The sequence below is a fragment of the uncultured Thomasclavelia sp. genome (assembly GCF_944324745.1).
In the GTDB taxonomy this organism is placed as follows: domain Bacteria; phylum Bacillota_I; class Bacilli_A; order Erysipelotrichales; family Coprobacillaceae; genus Thomasclavelia.
Genome location: NZ_CALUXO010000043.1, coordinates 1 through 6177, shown reverse-complemented (window position 1 = coordinate 6177; position 6177 = coordinate 1). Strand labels below are relative to the sequence as shown.

The following is a 6177-nucleotide window of genomic DNA, read 5'->3' as shown; positions in this document are numbered from 1 at the left end:
CAGCTGCATAACCTTCAAATACTTTTTCTTCATAATTTTCAGTTACACCACTTTTTACTTTATCAACTGCTCTTTTGATAACATCAGCAGGTACTTGTTCTTTTTTAGCTTTTTCAATTATTCTTCTCAAAGCAAGGTTTCCATCGGGTTCTGGACCACCAGCTTTAGCAATTAAATAAATTTCTTTACCATAACGTGAGTATAGTTTAGCTTTTTTAGCAGCTGTCTTGGCCATTGCCACTTTACGCACTTCATGTGCTCTACCCATAAATAATTCCTCCTTAAAGTGATAAATTCTTTTAAATTATACACTTATCATCTAATATTATCAAGTAGACTTTTTGGGTTGTAAAATGACAAATATGTTGTTTTAAACAAGATTAATTAAATATTAGGAGAATCAAGGGGGCTAATAATTGGCATTAAATATCAATTATGCTATAATCAAATAACTACAAGGAGAAAGATATGAAGACAACTATTATTATTGGAGCTGGAGCTAGTGGCTTGCTTTGTGGCTGTGAACTGGCTAAACATGATGAAAATGTAATTATTTTGGAACAATCAAATAAATCTGGCCGGAAGATTTTAGCTAGTGGTAATGGTCGCTGTAACTTATCAAATTTAGATTTAGCACTTAGCCATTATAATACTGATGATAAAAAAATTGCCAATATAATTGGTTACTTTGATGCTCGGGAATATTTTGAGTCCATCGGTGTGATGGTTAAAGCTAATGGTAAGCTGCTATATCCTCGCTCTAATCAAAGTCTGACGATTAAAAATGCTTTAATGAATAATTTTGATAATGTAGCTTTGATTGAAAACTGTCAGGCTTTAAAAATTACTAAACAACAAGATGGTTATCTGGTTACGACTAATCTTGGTAAATATCATGGTGATAACATTGTAATTGCCACGGGTTCTAAAGCTTCAGGTTTATCAGGGACTAATAATTATGATCTGGTTAATCAGTTAGGTCTTCAAATTACTAAACTAGCACCTAGTTTGGTTCAGTTAAAGACTAATCCCCATTATCGACAGTTAAAAGGGGTAAGGATTAAATGCTTAGCTTCATTGTTGGTGGATGGAAAAGTCATTGAACGCCAAGATGGAGAGGTTTTATTTAATGAAGCTGGTTTATCGGGAATTTGTATCATGCAATTATCAAGGTTATTGCCACATTACCAAGGAAAAAAAGAAATATCTTTAGATTTAATGCCGGATTTTAGTTATCATGAATTATTAGATTATTTAACAAGAAGAAAAAAACAATTTGGAGATTATTATTTTGCCGGTATTTTCAATGATAAATTAGCTAAGATAATTCCTGAAATTGATAATATTAAAGATTGGCGTTTTAAAATTGTCGCTACTGGTGGTTTTGATAAAGCTCAGGTAACTAGTGGTGGAGTTAGTTTGCAGGAAGTAGATGAAAATCTCGAAAGCTATCAATATCCTAATTTATATCTTACCGGTGAATTATTAGATGTTGATGGTGATTGTGGTGGTTATAATTTGCATTTTGCATTTGCTTCTGGCTACCATGTGGCTAAAACGATATTGAAGAAAAACGAGGTGGAATATGTTACAAATAAATAATGTCAATGTTCCTTTATCAATTAAGGACTATCGACAGATCATTTCGCAACAGTTAAATGTTTCTAAAAATAAAATTCATGATGTTAAATTAGTTAAACAGGCAGTCGATGCCCGACGTAAAAATAAAATTCATTTTGTTTGCAGTTTTACTTTTAATATTGATAATGAAGATCAGGTAATAAAAAAATATCCAAAATTACAATTAAATAAAGTAAAAGAATATCACTATCCTAAATTAAAAGCAACTGATGATCACATAGTTGTAGTAGGTAGTGGACCAGCTGGTTTATTTTGTGCCTATAATTTAGCTCGCTGTGGGCAAAGAGTAACTTTGATCGAACGAGGAAGTGCGGTTGAAAAACGCAAACAAGATATTGAACAATTTTTTAAGACGGGAAAATTAGATCCGCAAAGTAATGTTCAATTTGGTGAAGGGGGTGCCGGAACTTTTAGCGATGGTAAATTAACTACTGGAGTTAAAGATTATCGAAAACGGTTTATTTTGGAAACTTTTGTCGAACATGGAGCTAAAGAAGATATCCTTTATGTAAATAAACCGCATGTGGGAACGGATTATTTAATTAAGGTTGTTTATAATATGCGACAAACAATTATCAAAAATGGTGGTACTGTTTTATTTGATACTAAATTAGTCGATCTAGAAATTGTGGATAATTGTTTAAAAAGTATCGTAATTGAAAGAAATAATCGTAAAGAAAAAATGAACGCTGATAAATTAGTTTTGGCAATTGGTCATAGTGCTAGGGACAGTTATGAGATGCTATACCAACGTGGGTTAGATATCAGCCAAAAATCATTTGCAGTTGGTTTAAGAATTGAACATCTACAGTCATTTATCAATTGGCATCAATATGGAAAAATGGCCAACCATCAATGCTTACCAACAGCTGATTATAAATTGGCAGTAAAAACAAGTAGTGGTCGTGGGGTTTATACTTTTTGTATGTGTCCTGGTGGTCGAGTGATTAATTCAAGCAGTGAAGTTGGTGGGGTTGTTGTCAATGGAATGAGTAACCAGGCTCGTGATGATAAAAATGCCAATAGTGCTATTTTAGTGACAGTTGGACCTGAAGACTTTGATAGTGACCATCCTTTAGCTGGAGTCAGTTTCCAACGCCAGTTAGAAAAGAAAGCTTTTGAATTAGGTGGTGGTAATTATCAGGTTCCAGTTATGCGAGTTGAAGATTATTTAGAAAATAAAATTGGTTTATCAATGGATCAGGTAACCTGCAGTGTGTTACCTCAAGTTAAATATGCTAACTTGAATGAATTGTTTCCTAAAAATATCAATGATTCTTTAAAAGAAGGATTAGTATTAATGAATCAGAAGTTTTCTGGTTTTACTACTCAGGCGATGCTTTCAGGAGTTGAATCACGTTCTTCATCACCAGTACGTTTTTATCGTGATGAAAATTTTGAAAGTAATATTAAAAATATTTATCCTATCGGTGAAGGAGCTGGTTATGCCGGAGGAATTATGTCTAGTGCGATTGATGGTTTAAAATGCAGTGAAATGTTATTGAAAAGTGAATAATTAATGGAGGAAGTATGAAAGTTTCAACTATATATAAAACAAGGATGCATTATTCAATGCGTCCTACCAGACAAATAGCGTTAAGCTTTTTAATGGTGATTATTATTGGTTCTATTTTACTTTGTTTACCGATAACTAATGTACAAGAACCAACTAGTTATCTTAATAATCTATTTGTTGCTACTTCAGCTACCTGTGTTACGGGATTGATCCCAGTAGTACCAGCCAGTCAATATAATTTATTTGGTCAGATCATTATTATTTTAATGATTCAAATTGGTGGTTTGGGATTTTTGACTTTTTTAAATATTTTGATTTTAAAGCTGAAAAAGAAAATGACGTTAACCAATAAAGTTGTTATGCAAGAAGCTTTTAATCAGCCAAATCTCAATGATTTAGCGGGATTTGTTAAAAATGTCATTAAATATACCTTTGTTGTTGAAGGAATTGGGGCATTATTGCTGGCATTTGTTTTTATTCCAGACTTTGGAATGATCAAAGGCATTTACTATGCTATTTTTCATGCTATATCAGCTTTCTGTAATGCCGGTTTTGATGTTATCGGAAGTAATTCATTAGTTGCTTATGCGACTAATCCCATCATTAATCTGGTGATTCCTGGGTTGATTATCATGGGTGGCCTTGGTTTTGTGGTCTGGTTTGATATAGCTAAATGTATTAAAAAAGAGTTTAAAAGAAGAGCTAAGTTTAATAAGAAACACTTATTTAACAGCCTTTCTTTGCATACTAAAATTGTTTTAATTGTTACAGCGGCATTATTAATTGCAGGAACGATTTTATTTTATTTTTGTGAATATCAAAACCCAGATACCATCGGCAATTTACGATTAATTGACCAGCTTCAAGTATCCTGGTTTCAATCGGCAACTTTAAGAACGGCCGGTTTTGCTTCAGTTGATATGGGAGCTTTAAATACGGCAACCAAATTTATGATGTGTTTGATCATGTTTATTGGTGGTTCACCAGCGGGAACAGCTGGCGGAATCAAAACAGTGACGTTTGCTTTAGGAATTTTAGAAGTTTATCATATTTATCATGGTCATAAAGAAGTATCTCTTTTTAATCGTCGAATTCCTAAGCATTTAATTGTTCGCAGTTTTGCCATTATTTCTATGGCCTTATCACTAGTATTGATTAGTATTTTTATCTTATCAATTACTGAATCAGCGCCATTTATTGATATTTGTTTTGAAGTTGTTTCTGCGTTTGCCACTGTTGGTTTAACGGCAGCCTTGACTCCTAGTTTAACTAGTGTGGGCAAGATAATAATTATTATTTTAATGTATATTGGACGAATTGGTCCGATTACGATGATTATTTCTTTTGCTAGAAAATCATATCTTAAAGCTAATCAAAAAGAATTAAAATATCCCGATGGAAATGTGTTAATTGGATAGGAGGATGTTTGATGGAAGATAAACAATATGCAATCATTGGATTAGGAATTTTTGGTTCTACTGTGGCCACTGAATTAGCCAATCATGGTCAGGAAGTCATTGTTTTAGATCAAGATGAACATTGTGTTGCTCGAGTGGCTGATGAGGTAACTAGAGCAATTGTTGGCGATGCTACTGACAAAGAAGAATTAAATGCGGCTGGAATTGGTGATTGTGATATCGTAATTGTGGCAATTGGAACTAATTTAGAAGCCGCAGTTTTAACAGTAATGAATCTAAAAGAGCTTGGAGTTCCATATATTATTGCTAAAGCTATGAATAAACAATATATGAAGATATTAGAAAAAGTTGGAGCTAACCGGGTAATTAGAGCTGAAAAAGAAATGGGAATCAAACTGGCTAAAAGTTTACTGAGAAAGAGTATTATTGATTTAGTTGAATTAGATGATGAGTTTTCTTTAGTAGAAATAAAAGCACCAAGTGATTGGGTTGGTAAGAATTTTGTTACTTTAAATATTCGTCGTGTTTATGGAATGAATATTATAGGGGTCAAACATGGTGTTGATGGGAAATTATCATTAGATGTTTTACCAGAAGATTTGATTAGTAAAGATGATTATTTCTTAGTGATCGGTAAAACTAAAGAGTTAGAACGGTTTGATTACATGACTAAATAAAATACATTTCATCAAAATCAGAAGTAATAACCATTATTTAATAAAATGGGATTACTTCTGATTTTTGTCTTATAAAATAATTTAGATTATCGTTAATGCTCTTAGCCGTTATTCAATTTTTGTAACATAAATAAGATAATAGATAGTTAAAAATAAGATTGGATTTGGATATAATCCTTTTAATAGATAAAATAAAGAGGAAATAGTATAATAAATTATAGATAAGAAATAAAAGGAGCTAAGATTATGAAGAAAGCATTGCCAATAGGGATCACCGATTATCAAGAATTGAAGAGTGAAAATTATTATGCAGTTGATAAAACAATGATGATATATGATTTTTTAAAGGCCCAAACAAAAGTGACTCTAATAACAAGGCCAAGACGATTTGGAAAAACTTTAAATATGTCGATGATGGCAGAGTTCTTTGATATTACCAAGGATTCCAAAGAAATCTTCAAAGATACCAAAATCATGGAAACCAAATATGCCGCATATTTAAATCAATATCCAGTCATTTATCTTTCTTTTGCCGGTGCCAAAGGTTCGCGCTATGAAATTGTTAAGCAAATAAAATTAAAAATTAGAGATATTTATGATCGATATGAATTTATATTTACTAAGCTTAGTCGTTTTAAAGAAGATGAATATCATAAAGTTGTTTTAAGTTTAATGGGGATTGAGGATGAAAGATTAGATAATGCAACCAATTCTTTATCCTTTTTAATGGAACAAATGCAAAAATATTATAATAAGAAAGTGATGGTCTTCATTGATGAATACGATACTCCTTTTATCGAAGCACATGCAGGTGGCTTTTATGATGATATCCGCCAATCATTATCATCATTGCTTCATAATGCTTTAAAGACCTCAAATAGTCTGCAATATGGAATGCTGACGGGAATCCAGCGAGTAGCCAAAG

5 protein-coding genes and 1 pseudogene are annotated in these 6177 nt (G+C 32.2%); 5 read left to right on the top strand and 1 reads right to left on the bottom strand.

Translation table 11 applies throughout. The annotated features are described in order from the left end of the window. Positions 1-268 (bottom strand): annotated as a pseudogene (locus Q0K54_RS04705) (YebC/PmpR family DNA-binding transcriptional regulator); the annotation flags it as partial. Positions 269-468: 200 nt separating this feature from the next. On the opposite strand from Q0K54_RS04705, the gene Q0K54_RS04700 reads away from it, so the two are divergent. The 5 genes from Q0K54_RS04700 to Q0K54_RS04680 form a co-directional block, all read left to right on the top strand. Further along, entirely contained in the window at positions 469-1602 is a 1134-nt protein-coding gene (locus tag Q0K54_RS04700) for an aminoacetone oxidase family FAD-binding enzyme (protein ID WP_294578703.1), read from the top strand. Next, positions 1586-3157, top strand: coding sequence for an NAD(P)/FAD-dependent oxidoreductase (locus tag Q0K54_RS04695; protein ID WP_294578702.1), 1572 nt, complete (start codon positions 1586-1588; stop codon positions 3155-3157). Before Q0K54_RS04700 ends, Q0K54_RS04695 begins: the two co-directional genes overlap by 17 nt. Before the next feature lie 14 nt (positions 3158-3171). Further along, positions 3172-4575: a TrkH family potassium uptake protein gene (locus Q0K54_RS04690; RefSeq protein WP_294578701.1), complete on the top strand. Its 1404-nt coding sequence runs from the start codon at positions 3172-3174 to the stop codon at positions 4573-4575. Positions 4576-4586: 11 nt separating this feature from the next. Next, entirely contained in the window at positions 4587-5252 is a 666-nt protein-coding gene (locus Q0K54_RS04685; protein WP_294578700.1) for a TrkA family potassium uptake protein, read from the top strand. 246 nt (positions 5253-5498) lie between these two features. After that, positions 5499-6177: AAA family ATPase (locus Q0K54_RS04680; protein ID WP_294578699.1), on the top strand; the 679-nt coding region annotated here is incomplete at its 3' end.

What these genes read in the sequence shown, in the direction of transcription:
- Q0K54_RS04700 (WP_294578703.1), top strand. Translation starts at nt 469, where the DNA reads ATGAAGACAACTATTATTATTGGAGCTGGAGCTAGTGGCTTGCTTTGT.
- Q0K54_RS04695 (WP_294578702.1), top strand. Translation starts at nt 1,586, where the DNA reads ATGTTACAAATAAATAATGTCAATGTTCCTTTATCAATTAAGGACTAT.
- Q0K54_RS04690 (WP_294578701.1), top strand. Translation starts at nt 3,172, where the DNA reads ATGAAAGTTTCAACTATATATAAAACAAGGATGCATTATTCAATGCGT.
- Q0K54_RS04685 (WP_294578700.1), top strand. Translation starts at nt 4,587, where the DNA reads ATGGAAGATAAACAATATGCAATCATTGGATTAGGAATTTTTGGTTCT.